The organism is Cellulomonas fimi ATCC 484 (assembly GCF_000212695.1).
Taxonomy (GTDB): Bacteria; Actinomycetota; Actinomycetes; order Actinomycetales; family Cellulomonadaceae; genus Cellulomonas; species Cellulomonas fimi.
Map to the genome: position 1 here is coordinate 3,729,456 of NC_015514.1, position 25,590 is coordinate 3,755,045.

At 73.1% G+C, this 25,590-nt stretch carries 21 protein-coding genes and 1 pseudogene; 11 read left to right on the forward strand and 11 right to left on the reverse strand.

All coding sequences use genetic code 11. From position 1 onward, the window contains the following. Window positions 1-400: 400 nt before the first annotated feature. From CELF_RS16810 to CELF_RS19720, 3 genes are all read right to left on the reverse strand, one after another. Window positions 401-1,330, reverse strand: a complete 930-nt coding sequence (locus CELF_RS16810; protein ID WP_013772468.1) for a hypothetical protein — start codon at window positions 1,328-1,330, stop codon at window positions 401-403. 85 nt (window positions 1,331-1,415) lie between these two features. Next, entirely contained in the window at window positions 1,416-2,564 is a 1,149-nt protein-coding gene (locus tag CELF_RS16815) for a Gfo/Idh/MocA family protein (RefSeq protein WP_013772469.1), read from the reverse strand. After that, a complete protein-coding gene (locus CELF_RS19720) occupies window positions 2,561-4,528 on the reverse strand; it encodes a DUF6807 family protein (RefSeq protein WP_013772470.1) in 1,968 nt (655 codons plus the stop codon). Before CELF_RS19720 ends, CELF_RS16815 begins: the two co-directional genes overlap by 4 nt. 197 nt (window positions 4,529-4,725) lie before the next feature. Here CELF_RS19720 and CELF_RS16825 point away from each other — a divergent pair, with 197 nt between their 5' ends. The 10 genes and pseudogenes from CELF_RS16825 (at window position 4,726) to CELF_RS16870 (ending at window position 15,379) form a co-directional block, all read left to right on the forward strand. Next, window positions 4,726-5,670, forward strand: a complete 945-nt coding sequence (locus CELF_RS16825) for a carbohydrate ABC transporter permease (protein WP_013772471.1) — start codon at window positions 4,726-4,728, stop codon at window positions 5,668-5,670. Window positions 5,671-5,677: 7 nt separating this feature from the next. Further along, window positions 5,678-6,598 (forward strand): carbohydrate ABC transporter permease, encoded by a 921-nt coding sequence (locus CELF_RS16830; RefSeq protein ID WP_013772472.1) that lies wholly within the window; start codon window positions 5,678-5,680, stop codon window positions 6,596-6,598. 63 nt (window positions 6,599-6,661) lie between these two features. Continuing rightward, window positions 6,662-7,993, forward strand: a complete 1,332-nt coding sequence (locus CELF_RS16835; protein ID WP_013772473.1) for an ABC transporter substrate-binding protein — start codon at window positions 6,662-6,664, stop codon at window positions 7,991-7,993. Between the two features lie 225 nt (window positions 7,994-8,218). Continuing rightward, window positions 8,219-9,526, forward strand: a complete 1,308-nt coding sequence (locus tag CELF_RS16840) for an MIR domain-containing protein (RefSeq protein ID WP_013772474.1) — start codon at window positions 8,219-8,221, stop codon at window positions 9,524-9,526. Window positions 9,527-10,055: 529 nt separating this feature from the next. Continuing rightward, complete coding sequence (locus tag CELF_RS16845) at window positions 10,056-11,216, forward strand: ABC transporter substrate-binding protein (RefSeq protein WP_013772475.1); 1,161 nt, start codon at window positions 10,056-10,058, stop codon at window positions 11,214-11,216. Then, window positions 11,216-12,070 (forward strand): ABC transporter permease, encoded by an 855-nt coding sequence (locus CELF_RS16850; protein ID WP_013772476.1) that lies wholly within the window; start codon window positions 11,216-11,218, stop codon window positions 12,068-12,070. Before CELF_RS16845 ends, CELF_RS16850 begins: the two co-directional genes overlap by 1 nt. Then, window positions 12,046-12,882, forward strand: a pseudogene (locus tag CELF_RS16855) (ABC transporter ATP-binding protein); the annotation flags it as partial. The gene CELF_RS16850 and the pseudogene CELF_RS16855, both read left to right, overlap by 25 nt. A gap of 155 nt (window positions 12,883-13,037) precedes the next feature. Further along, a complete protein-coding gene (locus CELF_RS16860) occupies window positions 13,038-14,432 on the forward strand; it encodes an LLM class flavin-dependent oxidoreductase (RefSeq protein ID WP_013772478.1) in 1,395 nt (464 codons plus the stop codon). Beyond that, on the forward strand, window positions 14,429-14,917 hold the full coding sequence (locus tag CELF_RS20520) for a hypothetical protein (RefSeq protein WP_126297869.1): 489 nt from the start codon (window positions 14,429-14,431) through the stop codon (window positions 14,915-14,917). The genes CELF_RS16860 and CELF_RS20520 overlap by 4 nt, the downstream gene beginning before the upstream one ends. A gap of 177 nt (window positions 14,918-15,094) precedes the next feature. Then, window positions 15,095-15,379, forward strand: coding sequence for a hypothetical protein (locus CELF_RS16870; RefSeq protein WP_013772480.1), 285 nt, complete (start codon window positions 15,095-15,097; stop codon window positions 15,377-15,379). A gap of 72 nt (window positions 15,380-15,451) precedes the next feature. Here the strand turns inward: CELF_RS16870 and CELF_RS16875 are convergent, their stop codons facing one another. From CELF_RS16875 to CELF_RS16900, 6 genes are read right to left on the reverse strand one after another with little or no spacing between them, the layout of a single operon-like run. Beyond that, window positions 15,452-16,243 carry an SDR family oxidoreductase gene (locus tag CELF_RS16875; protein WP_013772481.1) on the reverse strand — a complete coding sequence of 264 codons (792 nt, stop codon included), beginning with the start codon at window positions 16,241-16,243 and terminating at the stop codon, window positions 15,452-15,454. Window positions 16,244-16,283: 40 nt separating this feature from the next. Further along, window positions 16,284-17,120, reverse strand: a complete 837-nt coding sequence (locus CELF_RS16880) for an IclR family transcriptional regulator (protein WP_013772482.1) — start codon at window positions 17,118-17,120, stop codon at window positions 16,284-16,286. Between the two features lie 27 nt (window positions 17,121-17,147). Beyond that, window positions 17,148-17,987, reverse strand: a complete 840-nt coding sequence (gene kduI, locus CELF_RS16885) for a 5-dehydro-4-deoxy-D-glucuronate isomerase (protein WP_013772483.1) — start codon at window positions 17,985-17,987, stop codon at window positions 17,148-17,150. 52 nt (window positions 17,988-18,039) lie between these two features. Beyond that, window positions 18,040-19,347, reverse strand: coding sequence for a TRAP transporter large permease (locus tag CELF_RS16890; protein ID WP_013772484.1), 1,308 nt, complete (start codon window positions 19,345-19,347; stop codon window positions 18,040-18,042). Beyond that, complete coding sequence (locus CELF_RS16895) at window positions 19,344-19,982, reverse strand: TRAP transporter small permease (RefSeq protein WP_013772485.1); 639 nt, start codon at window positions 19,980-19,982, stop codon at window positions 19,344-19,346. Before CELF_RS16895 ends, CELF_RS16890 begins: the two co-directional genes overlap by 4 nt. A 39-nt stretch (window positions 19,983-20,021) precedes the next feature. Then, entirely contained in the window at window positions 20,022-21,065 is a 1,044-nt protein-coding gene (locus CELF_RS16900; RefSeq protein ID WP_013772486.1) for a TRAP transporter substrate-binding protein, read from the reverse strand. Between the two features lie 277 nt (window positions 21,066-21,342). Between CELF_RS16900 and CELF_RS16905 the strand changes: the two genes are divergently transcribed. Continuing rightward, window positions 21,343-22,302, forward strand: coding sequence for a DUF4862 family protein (locus tag CELF_RS16905; RefSeq protein WP_013772487.1), 960 nt, complete (start codon window positions 21,343-21,345; stop codon window positions 22,300-22,302). 202 nt (window positions 22,303-22,504) lie between these two features. Here CELF_RS16905 and CELF_RS16910 read toward each other — a convergent pair whose 3' ends face one another. After that, window positions 22,505-22,732, reverse strand: coding sequence for a hypothetical protein (locus CELF_RS16910; RefSeq protein ID WP_013772488.1), 228 nt, complete (start codon window positions 22,730-22,732; stop codon window positions 22,505-22,507). A 190-nt stretch (window positions 22,733-22,922) separates the two neighbouring features. Further along, the gene (locus CELF_RS16915; protein ID WP_013772489.1) at window positions 22,923-25,505 is read right to left on the reverse strand and encodes an ATP-dependent Clp protease ATP-binding subunit; all 2,583 of its coding nucleotides are present in this window, start codon (window positions 25,503-25,505) and stop codon (window positions 22,923-22,925) included. Between the last annotated feature and the right edge of the window lie 85 nt (window positions 25,506-25,590).

Sequence of the window (25,590 nt, forward strand, 5' to 3'; positions counted from 1 at the left end):
CGGGAGGACGATGACACGTGTCACTCGGCCGACGCGGACCCCGGGCGGTTCCGGGATCGGTGCGGTGCGCGAGGGAGAGGCGGGACGGTCCCTGTCGCGACGCTCGCAGGGAGCGCCCGCGACCACGTGCCTCCGCGCCGGCGACGGTCGCCGTGCGCGGTCTGGTGCGTCCCCGCGTCGACGGGCGGCGGTGCCCGACGACCACGGGTGGGGCGGTACGTGCCACGCCGCCGACGAGCCCGACCGGCACCCCCTTCGGTTACTGACAGACAAGTAAGCGGCGATGACGGCAGTCATCCTGGCGGTCACACGCGGGATCGGTCAAGGCAGGGCGATCCGCCCACGCGCCCGGCTCCGCACGCCTCGGGGGCCGCCGACGACCGCCGGGCGCGGTCGCGGGTCAGTCCGGCGGCCACCCGCACGACGCGCCGACCAGGTCGTACACCGCCCCACGCAGCTCGTCCGACGACGGCACGTAGAACACCGCCTGATCGACCCCGTCCACGCGCGCGTGCACCCCGAAGAACGTCCCCCGCTTGTCCTCCGCGACCGCGTGCGGGTCGCACCGGCTCGGCACGGCCGGCAGCACCACGGTGGTCGGCCCGTCGAGCGCCGCCGTGTCGACCGCGACGGGCCAGTCGTTGCCCAGGTCCGCGGGGATCACCAGGTTCGTCCGGTCCACCTGCCACACCTCGACGCGCGGCCCGCCCGGGACCGGCTCGACGTGCAGCACCAGGCTCCCGACGACCACGCCCTCCACCGTCGACCGGGGCAGCGCGTCGTCGAGCCGGAGCCGCGCCCCGGCCGCGACCGCGAGCGCCGCGCAGTCCTCCCCGTGGATCCGCGCGAGGTGCCCCTGCGGGTCCTCCGGCACGGCGACCACCGTCCCCGCACGCCCCCGCTCGTCGACCACGTCGAGCTCCACCTGCACCCGCCCACCGGAGCCCGCGGCCCCCGAGCCCGGCCCGCAGACGGGGTCGCCGAGTGCGACGGACAGGTCCCGGTCGACGCCCGCCCGCACCTCGCGCCCCTTCTCGCTGGTGGCGGGCCCGTCCACCGTCGGCGAGCGCACGGTGGCGCTGCGGACGGTGACGTCCTCCGTGCCCGTGTTCGCGACGCGCACCTGCACCACGCGCCGCCCCCAGTCGGCCCGCGACTGCCGGATCTCGACCGCGAGCGCCCCGGCGACGGACCCGGGCAGCGCCGCGGCGGACGCGCTCGACCCGACCGCGGACGGCGAGCCCACGCCCGCGCGCGCGCCACCCCCGGCCGACGTGCACGCGGCCAGCACGAGCACCCCCGCGCCGACCGCACCCCGCATCCACCTCACCCGGCGATCCTCCCCACCCGACCCCCACGGCACCACCCCCCGATCTCGCCGCCCTCGCCCGCGTGACGGGGCGGGTCGGCTGGGGTCAGGTGGCGTGGGTCCAGGGGGCGCCCAGGGCCGTGAACGTGCGGGCCTCGGTGGCCACCCGCTCGCACCAGCCCTCGACGTCGGTCACGACGGGCCACGCGTCGGCGCCCTCACCACGCCACGTCACGTGCTCGGGTGCGACGGGGGCGGGGTCGGGCGCGGTGCGGACGGCCTCGAGGACGCGCATGAAGGCGCCCGTGTCGGCGACGTCGCAGCGCAGCGCGCCCCCGGAGCGGCGTGCGTCGAGGAGCTGCGCGAGCAGGTCGACGCGGGAGGTGCTGATCCGGCGGGTGCCGCGCGCCGAGCGCACCTCGACGGCGTCCTGCTCGTAGAACAGGGTGAGCGACCCGTGGGTGCCCTGGACGAGGACGCGGGCGGGGGTCCGCTCGGGTGCGCACAGGGTGAGCCCGGCGGCGACGCGCAGGCCGGAGCGGGTGCCGACGACGACGGCGGAGGTGTCGTCGGCCTCGATGGGGTGCGCGTGGAACAGGTCGACGTCGACGTCGGTGACGTCGTCGACGGTGCGCGCGCCGGCGACGAGCAGCGCGGTCGCGACGGCGTGCGCGAGGGGGTTGGTGACGACGCCGTCGACGACCTCGACGCCGTCGAGCGCGCGCCGCCCGGCCCAGGCCGCGCGCCGGTAGTAGGCGGCGGTCCGCACCCAGGTGCCGACGGCGCCGACGCCGACGACGTCACCGAGCTCGCCGGACGCGACGATCCGCACGACCTCGTCGACGGCGCCGGACCCGAACGTCTGGAACCCGACCTGGCACCGCCGCCCGGTCTCGGCGACGACGGCGAGCAGCGCGGCGTGCTCGGCGAGGGACGCGGCGGTCGGCTTCTCCAGGAGCACGTCGCACCCGGCGCGCAGCGCGGCGGAGGCGAGGGGCAGGTGCGTGGGGATGGGCGTGGACAGGACGACGACGTCGGGGCGCTGCACGGCGAGCAGCTCGTCGAGCGACCCGAACCAGGGTGTGCCGGGCGGCACGTCGGGAGCACCGTCGACGGGTCGCGGGTCGACGACCGCGGAGAGGAGCGCGCGCCGCTCGGACGCGAGCGCGGCGACGCGCCGCACGTGGCTCGCGCCGTGGCCGTGCACCCCGACGACGGCGACGCGCGCGAGGTCGACGGCGGCGGGTGCGGTCACGCCCACACCTGCGCGGCGAGGTCGGCGGCCTCGTCGTCGGTGAGCGCCCGGTCGACGACGACGGCGGCGAGCCCGGCCCGCAGGACGTCCCCGGCGGCGACCTCGACGGGCGCGTCCCAGGCGAGCGCGGGCCCGGCGCCGACGTACTCGGCGACCCGCACGAACCAGGGCCGCACCTCGTCGGGCCCCTGCACGAGCAGGAGCGTCGTGGTCGCGGCCTCGCGGCGCTGCACGAACGCGAGCCACGGCGACCGGCTGCCGTGCACGGCCTCCTCGCCGACGAGCCCCGCCCCGAGGACGGTCGTGACGTCGGCGGACGGCAGCCGCCAGAACAGCCCGCCGTACCCGGCGCCGGGGCGGCCGTTGACGGCGGGGCTCTCGACCCGCAGGGGGCCGTGCTCGGCGCGCAGCTCGCTGGTCCAGCGCAGCGACCAGCCACGCTCGTCGGGCAGGGCCGCGGCGCGCAGCCGCCGGTCCTCGCGCAGCAGCGGGCGGTCACGCTCGTCGCGCCAGAGGACGTCGTCGACGAGCGTGGCGCCGTCGTCGTCGACGTGCACGCCGGTGGAGACCTGGCGGCCGTGGTTCGGCAGGAGGGTCGGGCCCTCGTCGCGCAGGAAGGTGCGGCCGCCCCAGTAGGAGGTGCCGTTGACGACGGGCACGGCGACGGACATGCCGTAGTGGTGCCGGTGGTCGGCGGGGCTGGTCTGGGTGAGCGCCGTGCCGGCGGCGGTGTGCACGGGGTGCAGGAACGGGCGGGGCGAGTGCACGGGCGGCAGGGTGTCGCCGGGCTCGTAGCGCGCGAGGGGCAGCGCGGCTGCGGGACGGGCGCCGGTGCGGACGGTGGCCGACAGGACGTGCGAGCGCCCGTCGGCGCTCCAGCGCGGCGCGGACTGCACGTGCGGCTCGCCCGGGCGGTCGGTGGCGGGCCGGGTGCTGCGGCGCAGCCGGACCGCGGGCGGCACGGGTCCGGTGCTGGCGCGGACGGCGAGCAGCGGGCGGATGAGGGGCGGCGTCGGGTCGATGGCGTCGCCGGCGGCGGACCGCCGCAGGTGCTCCCACGCGAGCCGGCCGAGCTCGACCTGCGGGACGGTCGCGGTGGTGAGCGACGGGGTCGCGAACCGGGCGAGCTCGATGTCGTCGAAGCCGGTGATGGAGATGTCCCCGGGGACGGCGACGCCGAGCTCGTTGAGCCGTGCGAGCAGGCCGAACGCGACGAGGTCGTTGTAGGCGACGACGGCGGTCGCGCGCGAGGCGAGCACGTCCTGCGCGGCGGCGTACCCGGAGTCGACGGACGAGCCGGCGGGCATCTCGGACAGCCGCAGGTCCTCGCGGCGGGCGGCGGCGACGCGCAGCGCCTCGAGCCGGGCACCGTGCGACGCGCTCCCGGCGGGCCCGGCGAGGTAGAGCAGGTGCCGGTGCCCGAGCCGGGCGAGGTGGTCGACGATCTGCTCGATGCCGTCGGCGTAGTCGATGCCGAGCGTGGGCGTCACGCCGTCGGGCGCACGGTTGACGACGACGACGGGCTGGATCTCGGGGAGCAGCGCGCGCAGGGTCGTCTCGGGCATGCGCGGGGAGACGAGGACGACGGCGTCGCACCGCAGCCGCGCGTCGAGCGCGATCTTCTCCTCGTCGGCGGTGTCCTCGGCGGTGTCGGCGACGAGGACCCGGTACCCGCTGTCGGCGGCCGCGGACGCGACCCCGCGCAGCACCTGCTGGAACATCGGGTTGGCGAGGTCGGGCACGACGACGGCGACCGTCTCGGTGCGCCCGAGCGAGAGGCTCCGCGCGACGTTGCTCGGCCGGTAGTGCAGCTGGTCGGCGACCTCCCGCACGCGCGTGGCGAGCTCGGCGTCGACGGTCGTGCGGCCGTTCATCACGCGCGACACGGTCGCGCGGGAGACGCCGGCGATGCGCGCGACCTCCGCGATGGTCGGCGCGCTGCGCGCCCACCCGTTCTGCGTCACTGCAGCCCTCCAGCGGGTCGTGATCCTGGCGACCGGCGGATGCGGTGGCAGCTCGCACTGACCTCGGCGTCCGGTACGGTTCGTCGCCGAACATACACCACCAGAAACCGGTTCCCAATGCCCTTGGCCGGTGCTACGGTACCGAGTCGGGAACCGGTTTCCCGCGCAACGCCGATCGACAACGAGGTGATCGACGCATGTCGGTAGTGAGTGAGTTCCGGCGGACGGCCGGACGACGACGCACCCCGGGCGCAGCCCGCACGGGGACCAGGCGAGGGGACGGCAAGGCCGCCGCGGTGTTCCTCGCGCCGTGGTTCCTCGGGCTCGGCCTCATCACGGTCGGGCCCATGCTCGCGTCGGCGTACCTGTCGTTCACCGACTACAGCCTGCTGCGCCCGCCGGAGTGGATCGGCCTGGACAACTACACCCGGCTGTTCCAGGACACGCGGCTGCTCAACTCGCTCAAGGTGACGTTCACGTACGTGCTGACCGCGGTGCCGCTGCAGCTCGTCGTGGCCCTCGCGCTGGCGATGCTGCTCGACCGCGGCCTGCGCGGGCTCGCGTTCTACCGGTCGGTGTTCTACCTGCCGTCGCTGCTCGGCGGCTCGGTCGCCGTCGCGATCCTGTGGCGCCAGGTGTTCGGCGCCGAGGGCCTGGTGAACGCGTTCCTGGGGCTGTTCGGCATCGAGGGCAAGGGCTGGGTGTCCGACCCGGACACCGCGCTGTGGACGCTCGTCGTCCTGCACGTCTGGACGTTCGGCGCCCCGATGATCATCTTCCTCGCCGGCCTGCGGCAGATCCCGGAGATGTACTACGAGGCCGCCGCGATCGACGGCGCGGGCAAGGTGCGGCAGTTCCGCAGCATCACCGTCCCGCTGCTCACGCCGATCATCTTCTTCAACCTCGTCCTGCAGGTCATCGGCGCGTTCCAGAGCTTCACGCAGGCGTTCGTCGTCTCCGGCGGGACCGGCGGTCCGGCCGACTCGACGATGTTCTACACGCTCTACCTGTACCAGAAGGGCTTCACGGCCTTCCAGATGGGCTACGCGTCAGCGATGGCGTGGCTGCTCCTGCTCATCGTCGCCGCGATGACGGCCATCAACTTCCTCGCCTCCAAGTATTGGGTCTTCTACAGTGACTGACCTCCAGATGCGCCCCGACCCCGCGGCCGGCGTGCACGCCAGCCGGGCAGACGCGCGGCACGGCAAGCCCACGCCCGTCGAGCACCACCGCTCCCCCTGGCCCGCGCGCTGGCGCGCGTTCGTCAAGCACGTCGGCCTGATCACGCTCGCGCTGATCATGCTGTACCCGCTGGTGTGGCTCCTGGTGAGCTCCCTCAAGCCGAGCGAGCTGATCTTCCGCGACGTCTCGATCATCCCGACGGAGATCGACACCACGAACTACACCGCGGGCTGGACGGCGCTGCAGTACCCGTTCAGCCGGTACCTCATGAACTCCGCGCTCATCGTGCTGGGCTCGCTGGTCGGCAACCTCGTGAGCTGCTCGATGGCGGCCTACGCGTTCGCGCGGCTCGAGTTCCGCGGCCGGCAGCTGTGGTTCGCGATCATGCTCATGTCGATCATGCTGCCGATCCACGTGATCATCGTCCCGCAGTACGTGCTGTTCTCCCGGCTGGACTGGATCAACACGTTCCTGCCGCTGATCGTGCCGAAGCTGCTGGCCACGGACGCGTTCTTCATCTTCCTCATGGTCCAGTTCTTCCGCGGGATCCCCAAGGAGCTGGACGAGGCCGCCCGCCTGGACGGCTGCGGGCACGGGCGCATCTACCTGCGGATCATGCTGCCGCTGTCGATGCCGGCCCTCGCGACGACCGCGATCTTCACGTTCATCTGGACGTGGAACGACTTCTTCAGCCAGCTCATCTTCCTCACGCGGCCCGACATGTACACGGCACCCGTCGCGCTGCGGACCTTCATCGACTCCACGGGCCAGAGCTCGTGGGGACCGATGTTCGCGATGTCGATCGTCTCCCTCCTGCCCGTCTTCCTCGCCTTCCTCTTCGGCCAGAAGTACCTGGTCAAGGGCATCGCGACGACGGGCATCAAGTAGCACCCGGGCTCGTTCCCGGCCGCAGTGACCAGCACACCGACGTCCTCGTCACGAAGGAGAACCATGCGCCACCGTCCCGCCCTGCGCGGCCGGACCGCCGTCCTGCGGTCCGCCGCCCTGCTCGCCGTGGGGGCCCTCGCCCTGACCGCCTGCGCCGGATCCGGCGAGCCCGCCGCCGAGGCCACCAGCTCGGGCCCGCCCGAGCCCGTCGAGATCCGCTTCTCCTGGTGGGGCTCGGACTCGCGGCACGAGCTCACCCAGCAGGTCCTCGACGAGTTCACCAAGAAGTACCCCCACATCACGGTGGTCCCGGACTACACGGACTGGAACTCGTACTTCGACAAGCTGGGCACGTCCGTGGCCGGCGGTGACGCGCCCGACGTCATCACGCAGGAGGAGCGCTTCCTGTCGGACTACGCCTCGCGCGGCGTGCTCGCGGACCTCAACGAGCTGGGCCTGGACACGTCGAAGATCGACGACAACGTGCTGCAGTCCGGCACGATCGACGACGCGCTCTACGGCGTCGCGACCGGCGTCAACGCGTACGCGATCGTCGCGGACCCGGAGGCGTTCGCCGCGGCGGGCGTCGAGATGCCGGACGACACGACGTGGACGTGGGAGGACTACGTCGACATCGCCAACGAGATCTCGACGAAGACCGGCAAGGCGGTCTACGGGACGCAGGACTACGGCTTCAACGAGCCGGGCTTCTCGATCTTCGCCCGCCAGCGCGGCGAGTCCCTCTACACGGACGAGGCCGAGGTCGGCTACAAGGACAAGACGCTCGCCGAGTGGTGGCAGTACTCGCTCGACCTGCAGGCCGGCGGCGGCACGCCCGACGCCGCGCTGACGGTCGAGACCGACGCGGGCGGCCCGGAGCAGTCGCTCGTCGGCACCAACAAGGGCGCGATGGCGTGGTTCTGGACCAACCAGCTCAGCGCGATCACCAAGGCGTCGGGCCGCACGCTGCAGCTCCTGCGCGTCCCGGGCGAGTCGGAGGAGGACCGCACCGGCATGTACTTCAAGCCGGCGATGTTCTACTCCGTCTCGGCCGCCTCGGAGCACCCGGAGGAGTCGAAGCTCCTCGTCGACTTCCTGCTCAACGACCCGGCCGCCGGCGAGATCCTGCTGTCGGACCGCGGCCTGCCGGCCAACACCGACGTCCGCGCCGCGGTGCAGGACAAGTTCAACGACACCGACAAGCAGGCGGCCGAGTTCCTCGCGGACCTCGAGGACGAGATCGTCGACGGGCCCGTCGTGCCGCCCGTCGGCGCGGGCGAGGTCGCGGGCATCATCCGGCGCATCAACGAGGAGGTCCTGTTCGGGCGCCTGACGCCGGAGGCCGCCGCCGAGCAGTTCACCGCCGAGGTCAAGCTGGCGATCGGCCAGTCCTGACCCGCGCGGGACGGCCCGACCGTCCCTGACCGCCGACGGGCGGCCCGCCGCGTGCGGGTCGCCCGTCGGCGTCTGCGCGTCCCCCGGCGAACCGCTCGACGGCCCGGCCGGGCACGCCCCCGGTATCTGCTCGCTCGGGCGCGGACTCCTGGACGGTGCGAGGCTCGACCCTGGCAGGCTGGGCAGCCGCCCGCCCCGCGCCACCCGGACGAAGGACAGCCGCCGATGCCGAACCGGATCCCCCCGCCCCGGCTCCCGGGATCGACGGGCGTGCCGGGCCCGTGGGACGCGCCGGTCCCGCCGCGCTCGGACGGGACGCGGTCGTGGCGGACGGTCGACCTCGACCCGGCGGTGCACGGGTTCGCGTTCCCCAACGCGTTCGTCGACGAGCACCTGACCCTGCCGAACGGCGCGACGATCACGACGCGCGGCCGGTGCGGCGGCATGTCGTACGCGACGCTCGACTACTTCCTCTCCGGCCGGCCCGTCCCGCGCTGGTCCGCGGCGCTCTACGCCCCGGGCCGCGTGCCTCCCGACGACCACTGGCTCGCCCGCTACCTGCAGGAGCGGCAGGTGCAGTCGTTCATGACGGGCTCCGCCGCGAAGTTCCTCACGTGGACGCTGCACTCGGACGACGAGACGTGGGTGTTCAAGGGCGTGAGCCGCTGGACGAAGGAGGAGGAGGTCCCGCGGGTCGTGGCCGCCGTCGACGCCGGACGTCCGGTGGTGCTGGGGCTCGTCGTCGCGCGCTCGCTGGGCAAGGTCGGCCAGAACCACCAGGTCGTCGCGTACGGGTACGACCTCGACCGGGCCTCGGGCCGCACGGTGCTGCGCGTGTACGACCCGAACACGCCGGGCCGCGAGGTCCAGCTCGTCTCGGACGGCGACCACAAGGACTGGACCGCGACGAACGGCGCCCGCTGGCGCGGGTTCTTCGTGCAGGACTACACGCCCAAGCCGCCGCGCGTGCTGACCCGGACGGCACCCGCCCCGGACCTGCAGGTCCGCACGGGCGACGTCATGAAGCTGTCCCACGTCTGGACGGGCCGCACGCTGCACTCGCACGCGCTCGCGTACACGCACGACGGGACGTCCGGTCAGCAGCAGGTGACGGCGTTCGACGGGTCCGACGACAACGACCTGTGGCGGCTCGAGGGCCCGCACGGGACCGCCGCGGGCGAGGGTGACGGCCGGGCGCTGCGGGACGGCGACGTGGTGCGGCTGCGGCACGTCTCCACGGGGCGCCGGCTGCACAGCCACCACGGCTTCCCGTCGCCCGTGTCGGGGCAGCAGGAGGTCACGGCGTTCGGCGGGGACGACGCGGGGGACGCGAACGACGACTGGCGGGTCGAGTCCGACGGCGGCGGGAGGTGGCGCGCGGGAGGCCGGGTCCGGCTCGTGCACGTCGCGACCGGGGTCGCGCTGCACTCGCACCGGGCCGCGCACCAGCAGCACACGGCCGGCCAGCAGGAGGTCACGGGCTACGACGGCCGGGACGACAACGACTGGTGGTCGGTGCTCGAGGTCCGTTGACGCGGTCGCGTCGGCGGCACCCTTCACCCCTGTTCCGAGGCGGTGACCGCCGCCAGACCCAAATCCCGACCAATCGTCTCGGGATTTGGGAGGCCTCTTCTCACGCCTCGGCACGCCTGGCAGGGTCGTCCCATGCCCGCACGCCGAGTCCTCGACGCCGCAGCGCCGCTGCACGCCGTCGTCGACGCGTGTCGGGCGTGTCGCGCCTGTCGCTGAGCGTCGACCCCGCCGTCGCCGCCCACCGTCGGGCCAGCGGCGCCCCCGCGCCGCGACCGTGACGCTCCCGGCCCTGCGTGCCGCGACCGTCACCGCCCTCGTCGGGCCCCTCTCCCCCGCGTCCGTGTCCGCGCACTCCTGACCTGGCACCACCGTCGGCGCCCCCGCGCGCCCGGCGTCGCACCACGGCCGCCACCCGGCCGGCCTCGCGCCGGCGACGCGGCGGCCGCGCACCGCTGCCGTCCGACCACGCACCCCGCGCCCTGCCGGGCCGTCCCGGGGTCGATCCGTCCTGCCATCGAGAGGACCACCCATGTCCCGCACCGCCCGCACCTCCCGGCACCTCGCACGGCCGGCGCGCCCCGTCGCGCGCCGCACCGGCAGCCCGCCACGCACGCCGCGCCCCACGCGGGTCGCCGTCGCCGCGCTCGCGGTCCTCGCGCTCGCCGGCCTGGCCGCCTGCTCGCAGGCGAACGCCGAGGCCGGGCACGGCGCCGCGAGCGCACCGACCGGTGCGCTGCCGACCGCGGTCCCGGCCGGCACGACGCTCGTCGTCGGCGACCCCACCACGCAGAAGGCCGTCGAGATCGCAGGCGACGACCTCGACAGCGACCTGGGCTTCGAGATCGAGTGGGCGAACGTGTCCGGCGGTCCCGCGACGACGGAGGCGTTCCGCGCGGGGTCCCTCGACGTGGGCGCCGTCGCCGACATCCCGCCCATCCACGCCACGTGGACGGGCCTCGACGTGCAGATCGTGGCCGCCGCCTACCGGGAGGACTGGCAGGAGAACCCGATCTACTCGTTCGGCGTCGCGCCCGGCGTCGACGGCGTCGACGAGCTCGAGGACCTCCGCGGGCTGCGGGTCGCGTACAGCCCGGGCCAGGCGCAGGGCGCGATCGTGCTGCGCGCGCTGGAGGAGGCCGGGCTCACGCAGGACGACGTGACGCTCGTCGAGCTGCCGAGCACGGGTGACGTGTACCCGACCGCGCTCGCCGCCAAGGAGGTCGACGTCGCGCCGCTCGGCGGGATCCAGGTGGCCCGCTACCTCGACGCGTACGGGTCCGACGGCGCGCACGTCGTCGCGCACGGCCTGCGGGACGACCCGAGCACCCTGTACGTGCCGAGCGAGGTGCTCGCCGACCCGGCGAAGGCGGCCGCGCTGCGCGCCTACGTCGAGCTGTGGGCCGCCGCGAAGCTGTGGGTGCACGACCACCCGGAGGAGTGGAAGCAGGGGTACTACGTCGAGGACCAGGGCCTGAGCGCGGCGGACGCGGACTACCTGGTCGCGCACGCCGGCGTCCCGGACCTGCCGGAGGACTGGACCGAGCCGATCGCCCGCCACCAGGAGACGATCGACCTGCTCGCGCAGGCCACGGGCAACGACGTGCTCGACGCCGCCGACCTGTGGGACGAGCGGTTCGCCGCCGTCGTCGCCGAGGGCGCCGCGGCCTACCGGGCGGGGGCGGGCGGCTGATGTCGACGCTCGCCGCACCCCGCGCACTCACGGCCCCTCGCGCCGGCGGCCGGACCCGACCCGCCGTCCGACGCCGCACCCGGCGCCTCGGCCCCGGCCGGCCCGTGCCGGGCGGCGCCGCCGTCGGGCTGCTCGCGCTCCTGGCCGCCTGGTCGGTCGGCAGCGCCGTCGGGCTCGTCGACCCGCGCACGCTGTCCGCACCGTGGACCGTCGTCACGACCGCACGCGACCTGCTGGCCGACGGCCGTCTGCAGGAGAACCTCGCGGTGTCCGCCGGGCGCGCGTCCGCCGGTCTCGCGCTCGGGATCGTCGCGGGCACGCTCCTCGCGCTGCTCTCGGGGCTGTCCCGGTGGGGTGAGGCGCTCGTCGACGGCCCCGTGCAGGTCAAGAGGGCGATCCCCAGCCTCGCCCTGCTGCCCCTGCTGATCCTCTGGCTCGGCATCGGGGAGACGATGAAGGTCGTCACGATCCTGCTCGGCGTCCTCGTGCCCGTGTACATCCACACGCACAACGGCCTGCGGACCATCGACGCGCGCTACGTCGAGCTCGCGGAGACCATCGGGCTGTCGCGGTGGCAGTTCGTCCGCCGCGTCGTCCTGCCGGGCGCACTTCCCGGGTTCCTGCTGGGGCTGCGGTTCGCCGTCACCGGCGCCTGGTTGTCCCTGGTGGTGGTCGAGCAGATCAACGGCACGGCCGGCATCGGCTACATGATGGAGCTCGCACGCACCTACGGGCAGACGGACGTCATCGTCGTCGGCCTCGTGCTGTACGGGTTGCTCGGGTTCGGCTCGGACGCGCTCGTCCGCCTCGTGCAGAGGAGGGCGCTCGCATGGCGACGCACGCTCGCGGACTGACCACCTCCGTGCCCGACCGGACCGACGAGCGGGTGCCCGCGAGGTCCGCCGTCCCGCCGCCCGTGCACGGCGTGCTCGCCGACGAGCGGACGACCACGTCCGACGGGTCCGTCGTGGTGCGCGACCTGGTCCGCTCCTACGGCCTGGCCGAGGGTGACGGGCGCGTGCTGCGCGACCTCGACCTGACCATCGCGCCGGGCGAGCTCGTCGCGATCCTCGGCCGCTCCGGCTCGGGGAAGTCGACGCTGCTGCGCGCGCTCGCCGGGCTCGACCACGACGTGCACGGCACCGGCACGGTCGCGGTCCCCGAGCGGGTGTCCGTCGTCTTCCAGGACTCGCGGCTGCTGCCGTGGGCCCGTGTGCTCGACAACGTGACGCTCGGGCTGCGCGGCGGGGACGCGCGGGCTCTCGGGCGCGAGCGGCTCGCCGAGGTCGGCCTCGCGGGCCGCGAGCGCGCGTGGCCCACCGAGCTGTCGGGCGGCGAGCAGCAGCGCGTCTCCCTGGCCCGCTCGCTCGTCCGGGAGCCGCAGCTGCTGCTCGCCGACGAGCCGTTCGGGGCGCTCGACGCCCTCACCCGCATCCGTATGCACGACCTGCTGCGCGACCTGTGCGCGCGGCACCGGCCCGCGGTCCTGCTCGTCACGCACGACGTCGACGAGGCGATCGTGCTCGCGGAGCGGGTCGTCGTGCTCGACCACGGCCGGATCGCGCTCGACGTCCCGGTCGCGCTGGACGGCCCGCGGGACCCCGCCGACCCGCGGTTCGCCGACCTGCGCGCCCGCCTGCTCGACGCGCTCGGCGTGCCCGCTGCGGCGCGCCCCGCGACGGGAGCCGACGCCCCCGGCCCGACCGGTCACCTCGACCGGACCGCCTCCGACGACCGCACCGACGTCCACGAGCGCACCGACACGCACGACCGCGCCGACCTCTCCGACCGCAGCGACTCCCACGACACGAGGAGCACCCGATGACCACGCACACCCCGCCCACCCGCGCGCGCGGCGAGCACCGCCCGGGCCGCCTGCACCTCAACGCGTTCCTCATGAGCACGGGCCACCACGAGGCGTCGTGGCGGCTCCCCGAGAGCGACCCGTCGTACGTCTCGACGAACATCGCCTACCTGCAGCGCCTCGCGCAGACCGCGGAGCGCGGGAAGCTCGACTCGATCTTCTTCGCCGACGGCCCCGCGCTGCACCGGGACATCGGCCGCCGCCCGGCGGGGACGCTCGAGCCGACCGTCGTGCTCGCGGCCATCGCGGCGGTCACCGAGCGGATCGGCCTCATCGCGACGGCGTCGACGACCTACAACGACCCGTACAACCTGGCGCGGCGGTTCGCGTCGGTGGACCACATCAGCGGCGGGCGCGCGGGGTGGAACGTGGTGACGACCGCGTTCGTCGAGGCGGCCCGCAACTTCGGGCTCGACGAGCAGCCCGCCCATCACGCCCGGTACGAGCGCGCGGCGGAGTTCCTCGAGGTCGCGCTCAAGCTGTGGGACTCGTGGGAGGACGACGCGGAGGTGGGCGACAAGGCCGCCGGCGTGTGGGGCGACTCGTCGCGCGTGCACCCCATCGGGCACGTCGGCGAGCACTTCTCGGTCGCCGGGGCGCTGACGACGCCGCGCTCGCCGCAGGCGTACCCGCTGCTCGTGCAGGCCGGGTCGTCGGAAGACGGCAAGGACCTGGCCGCCCGCTACGCGGAGGCAGTGTTCACGGCGCAGCAGACGCTGGACGACGCGCAGCGGTTCTACGCCGACCTCAAGCGCCGGGCCGTCGAGTGGGGTCGTGACCCCGCGACGATCCTCGTCCTGCCGGGCATCGTGCCGGTGCTCGGCGCGACCGCCGCCGAGGCCCGCGAGAAGGAGGACGAGCTCGACCGGCTCATCGCGCCCGAGTACGCACGCCGCCAGCTCGCCGCGACCCTGCGCGTCGACCCCGACGACCTGCCGCTCGACCGCGAGCTCCCCGCCGACCTGCCGTCGGAGGACGAGATCGAGGGCGCGAAGAGCCGGTACACGCTCATCGTCGACCTGGCCCGCCGGGAGCGGCTGACCGTGCGTCAGCTCATCGGGCGGCTGGGCGGCGGCCGCGGGCACCGCACGTTCTCCGGCACGCCCGAGCAGGTCGCCGACACGCTGCAGGACTGGTACGACCAGGGCGCCGCCGACGGCTTCAACGTCATGCCCGCCGTCCTGCCGTCGGGCCTGGAGGAGTTCGTGGACCAGGTGGTCCCGATCCTCGTCGAGCGCGGGCTGTTCCGGTCCGAGTACGAGGGCACGACCCTGCGCGACCACTACGGCCTGCCCCGGCCCACCAACCCCCACACGGCGGCGCGCCTCGCGGCCGCGGAGGTCACCCGTTGACCCCGCAGCTGCAGCGGGGAACCCCCGGCGTGGGCGACGAGCCACACGGCGCGGTCCGACGAGACGTCGACGGCGGCGCCGATCTCGCGACGGTCCCATCGGGTGACGCGGAGCCGGCGTGCTCGACGCGCCCGGTCGAAGCCAGCGACGACGTCGATGCGTCGGTCATACGTGCGCCACTGCGCGATCTCCCCCACCAGCTGCGGTGGGAGGACGTCCAGGAACGCCGTCGCGCAGCCGCCGGCCGGGAGCCCGACCGTGTCGAACACGAGCCCGTCGCGCAGCTCTGCACAGCGCTCGAGGTGCACCACCCCGATCCTCAGCCGAACCGCCGCGTGGGCGGGCCCGACCTCGCTGCCGAGGATGCGCACGTCCGGCCAGCGTCCGCGGGCGTCAGCGGTCGCGACGTCGACGAACGTGTCGAGGACGACGGCCGTGTCGATCGGCGCTCCTCACTCGGGGGTCGGCTGCTGGCCGCAGCATGACACCGACACGCCCTCCCGAGCGCGTAGGACGCGCGCGTCGCGCGGTGTGCGGCGCGCTGCGGTGGGCCGACCAGGGCGTGACGTTCACCCGAACAGTGAGAAATCGCCCAGATCGGGAGAGTGCGGGGTCGGGTTCATGGTGGGATGGGCGCGCACACCCCACGACTGAGGAGCACCATGTCCGACCCCCAGTACCCGCCGCCCGCTGCGCCCGCGCCCTACGAGCCGGCCCCTGCGAAGGCGTCGAACGTCCTGTCGATCATCTCGTTCCCGCTCGCGGCGATCGCACTGCTCTTCGTGCCGATCCTGTTCGGCGGCGCGGCGATCGTCCTCGCGAGCATCGCGAAGTTCAAGAAGCACGAGCCGCTCGGCAACATCGCGTTCATCATCTCGATCGTCGCGACGGTGCTCGGCTTCATCATCGGCGCGATCGTCGGCGCGATGATGGTCGCGAACGCCTGACGACGGTCTCGTCGCGGTAGACGCACGACGGCCCCGGTCCTCCTCACGAGGACCGGGGCCGTCGTCGTCCCGTCAGCGCGCGAGCCACCCGCCGTCGACCGGCAGCACGGCGCCGTGCACGTACTCCGCGGCAGGCGAGCACAGGAAGACGACGGCACCCGCCACGTCGGCGGGCGTCGCCCAGCGGTGCGCGGGGATCCGGCCGAGGATCTCGTCGGAGCGCGAACGGTCGGCCCGCAGGTCGTCGGTGTTCGCGGTCGCCACGTAGCCGGGCGCGACGGCGTTGACGTGCACGCCCGACGACGCCCACTCGTTCGCGAGCGCGCGCGTCAGGCCGGCGAGCGCCGACTTGGACGCGGTGTAGCCGGGCACGGTGATGCCGCCCTGGAAGCTCAGCATCGACGCGACGTTGACGATCGACCCGGACCCGCGCGCGACCATCGTCCGGCCGACCTCCCGGGAGAGCACGAACGCGGCGCGCAGGTTGACGTCGAGCACGTGGTCGAAGTCGGCGTCGGTGTGCGACACGGCGGGTGTGCGGCGGATGGTGCCGCCGTTGTTGACGAGGATGTCGACGTCCCGGCCGGCGAGGTCGGCGGCGAGCGCGGCGACCGCGGCCCGGTCGGCGAGGTCGGCCCGCAGCGGCGTGAACGTCCGGCCGGCGGCCTCGACGGCGGTGCGCACGTCGCTCGCGCCGGACGGCAGGGAGTGGCTGACGCCGACGACGTCCGCACCGGACCAGGCGAGCGCCTCGGCGACGGCGAGCCCGATGCCGCGGCTGGCACCGGTGACGACAGCGAGCCGGCCGGTCAGCCCGAACAGGCGGGCCGTGTACTCGGCCGAGGTGCTGGGGGCGGTCGTCATGGGCTGCTCTCCTCCGGTGCGCCGTGGGCGACCGGTCCGGTCAGCCCGTGTGACCGAGGGCCGCGGAGATCCGTCGTGCGGCCTCGATGGCCAGGGGGGCCATCGCCTCGATCTGGTCGATGCTGTGCTCGAGCGTCAGCGTCGAGATGCTGATCCCGTAGCTGACGGTGTGGGTGGTGTCGTAGATGGGGGCCGCGACGCACGCGACGCCCGGGACGTTCTCCTCGCGGTCGAGCGCGTACCCGAGCCGCCGGATCTCGGCGACCTCGGCCTGGAGCTCCTCCAGCGTCGTGATGGTGTTCGCCGTCCGGCGCGGCAGCCCGACCCGCTCGACGAACCGCTCGAGGCCCTGGTCGGTGAAGCCGCTGAGGACGACCTTCCCGATCCCCGAGGTGTGCAGGGGGATCGCGAGGCCGACCCGGGACGGCATGAGGTACGGCTTGTCGGAGTCGGCGCGGATCAGGTAGACGATCTCGTCGCCGTTCTTGACCCCGACGTGGACGGTGCAGTGCGTCCTCTCGACGAGCTCGTCGACGAACGGCTGGACGATCGCGGTGATGTCGATGCGGGCCATCGCCCGCCCGGCGAGCGACAGGATCTTCGGGCCGGGCAGGTAGGTCCCGTCGGCCGCGAGGACCACGAACTGGCGGTTGATGAGCGTCGCGAGGATCCGGTGGGTGGTGGCCTTCGCGAGACCCGTCGCCTCGACGACGTCCGTGAACCGGCCGTGCGCCATGGCCGCCTCCAGCACGAGCAGCGTCTTCTCGCTCGCACCCGGCGCGGTGTCCGGCCGCGGGCCGAGCCGGACGGGCTGGTCGGGCTGGTCGGGCTCGTCGCCCGCTCGCGTGCGGGGTGCTGGCGTCGAGCCGGAGACCATGTCCGTCCACCTGTCGTCCTGGGCGCGTCAGCGCATGTCGGTGATGGGATGCCCATCCATATCGTCGAACGACTGATTCTCGCCTGCCATGGCCCACACGAAGCCGTAGCTCGCGGTGCCGACCCCCGAGTGGACGGACCAGCTCGGGGCGATGACGGCCTCGTGGTTCGCGACGAGCAGGTGCCGGGTCTCGGTCGGCTCGCCGAGCAGGTGGACGACGCGGGCGTCGTCGGGGACGTCGACGTACAGGTAGACCTCCGTCCGCCGGTCGTGCGTGTGCGCGGGCATGGTGTTCCACATCGAGCCGGGGTGCAGCCGGGTCACGCCCATGACGACCTGGCAGGACCGCACGCCGTCCTCGTGGATGTACTGCGTGAGCGTGCGGCGGTTCGAGGTGAGGGCGTCGCCCAGCTCGCGGACGGTGCCGCCACCGGGCTCGACGAGCGTCGTCGGGAACGCGGTGTGGGCCGGTGCCGAGAACAGGTAGAACCGGGCCGGGCCGTCCGCTCCGCCGGCGCCGGTGGACGCGAGGACGACGTCGCGCGCGCCGCGCCCCACGTAGAGGCACGCCCCCCGGTCGACGTGGTGGACGGCCCCGTCGACGGTGACCGTGCCTGGTCCGCCGACGTTGACGATCCCCGCCTCGCGGTGGTCGAAGAAGTGCTCGGACCGGATCTCGGGGAACGTCGGGAGCGTCACGGGCGCGCTCGCGGGGACGACGCCGACGAGCACGACGCGGTCGTGGTGCGTGTAGACCGCGCGGGCCTCGTCGTCGGCGAACAGGTCCTGCACGAGGAACCGCCGGCGCAGCTCGTCGGTGTCCATGCCGGGCACGTGCTCGGGGCTGGTGGCGTACCGCAGGTCCATCGGGTGCCTTCCGTCGTGGGGTCGTGTGTCGGGGTTCGGGTCGACGTACGGGTCAGAGCAGGCCGAGCAGCCCCGGCAGCCAGAGGGACAGCTGCGGGACGAACACGACCAGGAAGAGGACCGCCACGAGGGCGAGGAAGAACGGCATGAGGTGCCGGATGACGGGCTCGATGCGCACGCCTGCGACCTGGGCGCCGACGAACAGCACGGGCGCCGACGGTGGCGAGATGATCGCGATGCAGAGGTTGAAGGTCAGCATGATCCCGAAGTGCACGGGGTCGATGCCGTACTGCAGCGCGATGGGCAGGAAGATCGGCGTGAAGATCAGCACGGCGGGCGTGGCGTCGAGCGGGATCCCGATGACCAGCAGGACGAGCATCATGACGAGCAGCACGACGACCTTCTGGTCGGTCCACCCGAACAGGCTCTCGGCGATGAGCTGCGGCATGCGCGTGAAGCTCATGACGAACGACATGATCGACGAGACGCCGATGAGGAAGATGACGACCGAGCTCGTGCGGGCCGCGGCGTACAGGATCCGCGGCAGGTCCTTGACGGTGATCGCCCGGTAGAGGAACGCGAGCACGAGCGAGGCGACGACCGCGACCGCGGACCCCTCGGTGGCGGTGAAGAACCCGCCGACGATCCCGCCGATGACGACGACGACGAGCGCGAGCGACGGCAGCGCCTCGACGAACACGATCCCGATCTCGCGCAGGTTCCACCGGACCGGCACCTTGAGCTCGGGGTGGCGGCGGGCGTACCACGCGACGACGAGCATGCACGCGACACCCCACAGGACGCCCGGCACGTACCCCGCGAGGAACAGGGCCCCGACGGACGCGCTGCCGCTCGCCATCGCGTAGATGATCATGAGGTTGCTCGGCGGGATGAGCATGCCGCTGGGAGCCGACGCGACGTTCGTGGCGGCGGTGAACGCCTTGTCGTACCCGTCGCGCGCCTGCATCGGCGACATCGTGGTGCCGACCGCGGCGGCCGCGGCGATCGCCGATCCGCTGATGGCGCCGAACAGCATGTTCGCCAGCACGTTGGTCTGCGCGAGCGGCGCAGGGGTGCGGCCGACGAGCACCTTCGCGAGGTTGATGAGACGCGTCGCGATGCCGCCGTTGTTCATGATGCCGCCGGCGAGGATGAAGAACGGGATCGCGAGCAGCGCGAACGAGTTGACGCCGTTGAACATCCGCTGCGCGGAGGTCGCGGCACCGTCCTCGAGGCCCATGACGAGCACGAGCGAGACGGCCGACGGCAGGCCGATGCTGATGCTGACCGGCGCACCGATCGCCATCAGCACGGCCATGCCGCCGAACAGCACGGCGGTGACGAGCGCGACGTCCCTCACAGCTCGACCCCTTCCTCGGGTGCGGTGTGCTCGACGCCCGCGTACCGGCGCGAGAGCGTGCCGGCCAGGTGGTAGAGCAGGTAGAACGCGAACAGCACGCCCGCGACCGGGACCGCGAGGTACAGGACGCCGGCAGAGACGGGCAGCACGGGGTTGGCCTGGTCCCACGTCTGGTGCGCGTTGGTCCAGCCGCCCCAGACCATGACGACACCGGCGAACGTCAGGGTCGCGAGGTAGGCGACGACCTCGAGCACCCGCTGCGCGGCCAGCGGCGCCTTGAGCACGAAGTAGTCGATCGCGACGTCCGCCTTCTCCCCGGTCGCGATCGACACCCCGATGAGGCTGACCCAGACGAACACGTACCGGGCGGCCTCCTCCGACCAGACGCTGGGCGCGTCGAGCACGAGGCGGGTGAACACCTGCCACGTCACGAGGAGGACGAGCAGTGCGAACAGGGTCACGCAGACCGTGCGGAGCACCGCGTCGAGGCCCGCCTTGAACCGGATGAGCAGCGCGTGCTCGGCGTGCACGGGCGGGACACCGGCCTGGTCGTCGGTGCGGTCGTCGGCATGGTCGGGGCCACCCGCCCGGTCGGGGTCGTCCGGCGGCTGCGGGGGTCCTGGAGGGGATGTCATCGACGGGCCTCTCGGTACGCGGGGCGGCGGTCGACGCCGTCACTCGGCGGCGGCGCGGACCTTCTCGTGGATCTCCCGGATGAGGTCGTTGTCGAGCCTCGACTCGGTGAGCGGCCGGATGACCTCGGCGAACGCGTCCTCGTCGACCTCGTTGAACGTCGCCCCCGCCTCGGTCGCCATCTCCTTGGCCACCTCGATCTCCGTCTTCCAGAGCTCGCCCTCCTCCTCGACGGCTGCCGCGAGCTCCTCCTCGAAGATCGCCCGCACGTCGTCCGGCAGCCCCTCCATGACGGCCGGGTTGGTGATGAGGTAGTCGGGCAGCATGAGGTGGCGCGTGTAGCTGAAGTACGGCGCGACCTCGGCGTGCTTGACGTTCGCGTAGGTGAGCTCGTTGTTCTCGGCCGCGTCGATGACGCCGGACTGGAGCGCGCCGTACACCTCGCCCATGCCCATGGGCGTCCCGGTGCCCCCCATCAGCCGGATCATCTCGATGTTCGTGTCGGACTCGATGACGCGGACCTTCATGCCCTCGAGGTCGGCCGGCGTCTCGATGGGCTTCTCGGCGTTGTACATCGACCGGACGCCGCCGTGGAACGACGCGAGGACGTGCAGGCCCTGGTCGTCGAGCGAGGAGTACAGCTCGGACACGATCTCGGGGTCGTTCGTCGTCTTGCGCTGGTGGTCCTGCGAGTCGAACGTGAAGGGCAGGTTGAAGACCACGAAGTCGGGGTTGAAGTTCTCCAGGAGCGGGCTCGCGACGACCGAGAACTCGACGGCCCCCGACTGCACGAGCTCGATGGTCTCCTTCTGCGCCCCGAGCGTCTCGTTCGGGTAGATCTCCAGGTCGTACGCGCCGTCGGTGCGCTCCTTGATGCGGTCGCCCATCGCGTCGAGCGCGCGGAACTGCGGGTGGTTGGGCTGCTGGTTGAACGCGACCTTGAAGACGGTCGCGGCCTCGCCGCCGGATGCGCCGGTGCTGCCACCACCGGCAGCGGAGTCGGTGCCGCCGCTGCTGCAGGCCGTGAGGCCCAGCGCGGCGGCGACGGTGAGCGCGGTGACGGAAACGACGGTGTTTCGCCTCATGGGTGCTCCTCGGTGCGGCCCACGCAGGGCGTGGGCGTGCGGGCGCTCAGGAGCGAGCGCGGGGATGGTCCGGGGTGCCAGGCGGTGCGGCCCGGCGAGTGCTTGCGGGAGTCAGGACGACGGTGTCAGACTTTCGTGGAACTCAGTTCCATGTAGCGGAACGGAACGGTAACGCAGCGTCGCAGACCGGTCAACACCCCGTCTTCCGGACGGGTCGGACCTTCCGCGTCGCCGGTGAGACCACCGCCGAGCCCATCGACGCGACCCCGGAGGACGCATGCCGACGCCCGACCTGTACGTCTCCGCGTACATCACCGCCCCCACCGAGCCCGCGGCCGAGGACGCGTTCTTCGACGCCGTCGGCGAGCTCGACCTCGCGGGCCTGGAGTTCGCGCTCCAGCCCGAGGGGCACCGCACGCTCGACCCCGCGTGGATCGACGCGCACGTCCCCGCGGACAGCGACCTCGTCGTCACGCTCGTCCCGGCCATGACCGTGCGCCGCGCCGACGAGCCCGGCTACGGCCTGGCGTCGCACGAGCCCGAGCATCGTGCGCTCGCCCTCGGCGACGTCGCCCGGGCGCGCGACCTGGCGCGCACGCTCGCCGACCGGCACGGCCGCCGGCGCGTCGCCGCGATCGAGGTGCACACCTCCCCCGGCCCGCTGCGCGGCGCGCCCGACGCGTTCGCGCGGTCCCTTGAGGAGATCCTCGGCTGGGACCTGGCCGGGGCCGAGCTCCTCGTCGAGCACTGCGACGCGCACGTGCCGGGACAGGCGCCCGCCAAGGGGTTCCTCGGCCTCGACGAGGAGCTCGCCGTCGTCCGGTCGTTCGGGCTCCCCCCGGACCGGCTCGGCATGGTCGTCAACTGGGGGCGCTCCGCGATCGAGGGCCGCGACACCACCACGCCCGTCGCGCACACGCGCACCGTCGCCGACGAGGGCCTGCTCCGCCTCCTCGTCCTGTCAGGCGCGACCGACGCCGACACCGCGTGGGGCCCGGCCTGGGGCGACATGCACATCCCGCCCCGCGGCGAGGACCCCGCCCTGGCCGCCTCCTCGGCGTCGCTCCTCGGCCCGTCCGAGATCGCCGCGACCCTCGCCGCCGCCGGCGACGTCCCGCGGATCGGCCTCAAGTGGGCCGCCCGTCCGCACGACGCCGGCGTCGCGGCCCGCGTGGCTCTCATGCGGGCGACCGTCGAGCAGGTTGCGGCTGCCTGCGCGACGACCCCGGCCCGCTGACCGCTGCCGTCGGGCGCGTGGCTGTGCTCCCCCGCGGCGCGACGATCCCGATCGGCTGCACCGTGCCGCTCCTCGACGTCCGGACCGGTCGCGTTGCGCGACCGGTCCGGACGTCACGTGCGGCTCACCCGCCCGACGCCTGCGACCACCCCTCACGCGATGCGGGAGGCCGACGACCGCAGGCGTCAAGGCGGTCCGCCGATCAGGGCTGCCAGTACCGCAGGTAGTACAGCCCCTGCGACTGCGGCCACCCGCTGCGGACGCACTGGGCGCCGGCGTCGTGGACCGTCAGCAGCTGCCGGCACCTCGTGAGCGAGTACGGCCCGAGGTACATGTACCCCGCCGCGGACGCGGACGGCGCCACCGTCACGCCCAGCGTGCCGATCACACCGGACATCACGAGTGCAGCAGCCAGCTTGCGTAGCCTCATTGTCGAGAGCCTCCTGGTTCGCACGCGCCCGGATCTCGGACGCGCCGGACGAACCATACGCACACGTTCCCGACAATCCGTGCACGGACGTCACCTGGTCGGCGGACGCCCCGGCGCCCTGGTCCGCGCACGACGAAGGCCCCGGTCCTCGTCACGAGGAACCAGGGCCTTCGTCGTCAGGCGGTGGGCGTCAGGCGCCCAGCGGCTGGGTGCCCGTGCCGCCGTCGCCGGCGCCGGACACCGGCGGTGCCGCCGGGACGTCCGTGCCGGAGCCCGGCGTGCCGACGCTCGCGCCGACCGCGACGGGCTCCTTGCGCATGCCCTTGGCGATGCCGCGGAAGATGAACTCCCCGAGGAGCCCCTCGCCCTCGGCGTCGACCACCACGAGCTGGCCGGCCTTGAGCTCGCCGAACAGGATCTTCTCGGACAGCGTGTCCTCGATGTCCCGCTGGATCGCGCGGCGCAGCGGCCGGGCGCCCAGGACCGGGTCGTAGCCCTTCTCCGACAGCAGCTTCTTCGCGGCGGGCGTGAGCTCGATGCCCATGTCCTTGTCGCGCAGACGCTTGTCGAGCTTCGCGACCATCAGGTCGACGATCGCGAAGATCTCCGGCTGCGAGAGCTGCGGGAACACGACCACGTCGTCCACGCGGTTGAGGAACTCGGGACGGAAGTGCGTCTTGAGCTCGTCGTTGACCTTGGCCTTCATCCGCTCGTAGGACGTCGACAGGTCGCCACCGGCCTGGAAACCGGTCTGCAGGCCCTTGGCGATGTCCCGCGTGCCGAGGTTGGTGGTCATGATGATGACGGTGTTCTTGAAGTCGACCACCCGGCCCTGCGAGTCGGTCAGGCGACCGTCCTCGAGGATCTGCAGCAGCGAGTTGAAGATGTCCGCGTGCGCCTTCTCGACCTCGTCGAACAGCACGACGGAGAACGGACGACGACGCACCTTCTCGGTGAGCTGACCGCCCTCGTCGTACCCGACGTACCCGGGGGGCGAGCCGAACAGCCGCGAGACGGTGTGCTTCTCCGAGAACTCGGACATGTCGAGCTGGATCAGCGCGTCCTCGTCACCGAACAGGAACTCCGCGAGCGCCTTGGCGAGCTCCGTCTTCCCGACGCCCGTGGGGCCGGCGAAGATGAACGACCCACCGGGACGCTTCGGGTCCTTGAGCCCGGCACGCGTGCGGCGGATGGCCTGGGACAGCGCCTTGATGGCGGCGTCCTGGCCGACGACCCGCTTGTGCAGCTCGTCCTCCATGCGCAGCAGGCGGCTGGACTCCTCCTCGGTGAGCTTGAACACCGGGATGCCCGTGGCGTTCGCCAGCACCTCGGCGATGAGCTCCTCGTCGACCTCCGCGACGGCGTCGAGGTCGCCGGACTTCCAGGCCTTCTCCTTCTCCTGGCGCTTGAGGCCGAGCTGCTTCTCGGCGTCGCGCAGGCGGGCGGCCTTCTCGAAGTCCTGCTCGTCGATCGCCGACTCCTTGTCGCGGCGCGTCTCGGCGATCTGCTCGTCGAGCTCGCGCAGCTCCGGCGGGGCCGTCATGCGACGGATGCGCAGGCGCGCGCCCGCCTCGTCGACGAGGTCGATCGCCTTGTCCGGCAGGTACCGGTCGTTGACGTACCGGTCGGCCAGCGTGGCGGCGGCGACGAGCGCGGCGTCCGTGATGGAGACGCGGTGGTGCGCCTCGTAGCGGTCGCGCAGGCCCTTGAGGATCTCGATCGCGTGCTGCAGGTTCGGCTCGGCGACCTGGATCGGCTGGAAGCGGCGCTCCAGGGCCGGGTCCTTCTCGACGTACTTGCGGTACTCGTCGAGCGTCGTCGCGCCGATGGTCTGCAGCTCGCCGCGGGCGAGCATCGGCTTGAGGATCGACGCGGCGTCGATCGCGCCCTCGGCGGCACCCGCACCCACGAGGGTGTGGATCTCGTCGATGAACAGGATGATGTCGCCGCGCGTGCGGATCTCCTTGAGGACCTTCTTCAAGCGCTCCTCGAAGTCACCGCGGTAGCGGGAGCCGGCCACGAGCGCACCCAGGTCCAGCGTGTAGAGCTGCTTGTCCTTGAGCGTCTCGGGCACGTCCCCGCGGACGATGTCCTGCGCGAGCCCCTCGACGACGGCCGTCTTGCCGACGCCGGGCTCGCCGATGAGGACGGGGTTGTTCTTGGTGCGGCGGGACAGCACCTGCATGACCCGCTCGATCTCCTTCTCGCGCCCGATGACCGGGTCGAGCTTGCCGTCACGCGCCGCCTGCGTGAGGTTGCGACCGAACTGGTCGAGCACGGCCGAGCCCGAGGGCTGGCCCTCCTGCGGGCCGCCGGCCGCGACCGGCTCCTTGCCCTGGTAGCCCGACACCAGCTGGATGACCTGCTGGCGGACGCGGTTGAGGTCGGCGCCCAGCTTGTTGAGCACCTGGGCGGCGACGCCCTCACCCTCGCGGATGAGGCCGAGCAGGATGTGCTCGGTGCCGATGTAGTTGTGGCCGAGCTGGAGCGCCTCGCGCAGGGACAGCTCGAGCACCTTCTTGGCGCGCGGCGTGAAGGGGATGTGACCCGACGGCGCCTGCTGGCCCTCGCCGATGATCTCCTGCACCTGGGCCCGGACGGCCTCCAGGGAGATGCCGAGCGACTCCAGGGCCTTGGCCGCGACACCCTCACCCTCGTGGATGAGTCCCAGGAGGATGTGCTCGGTGCCGATGTAGTTGTGGTTCAGCATCCGCGCCTCTTCCTGGGCGAGGACGACGACGCGGCGGGCTCGGTCCGTGAATCTCTCGAACATGTGCACTCCTCACGAGCGACGTGCTCGCCGGGTACCCGGGGCGGCGGCCGATGGGCGACGACGAGCGGCGTTGTTCGATGCTAAC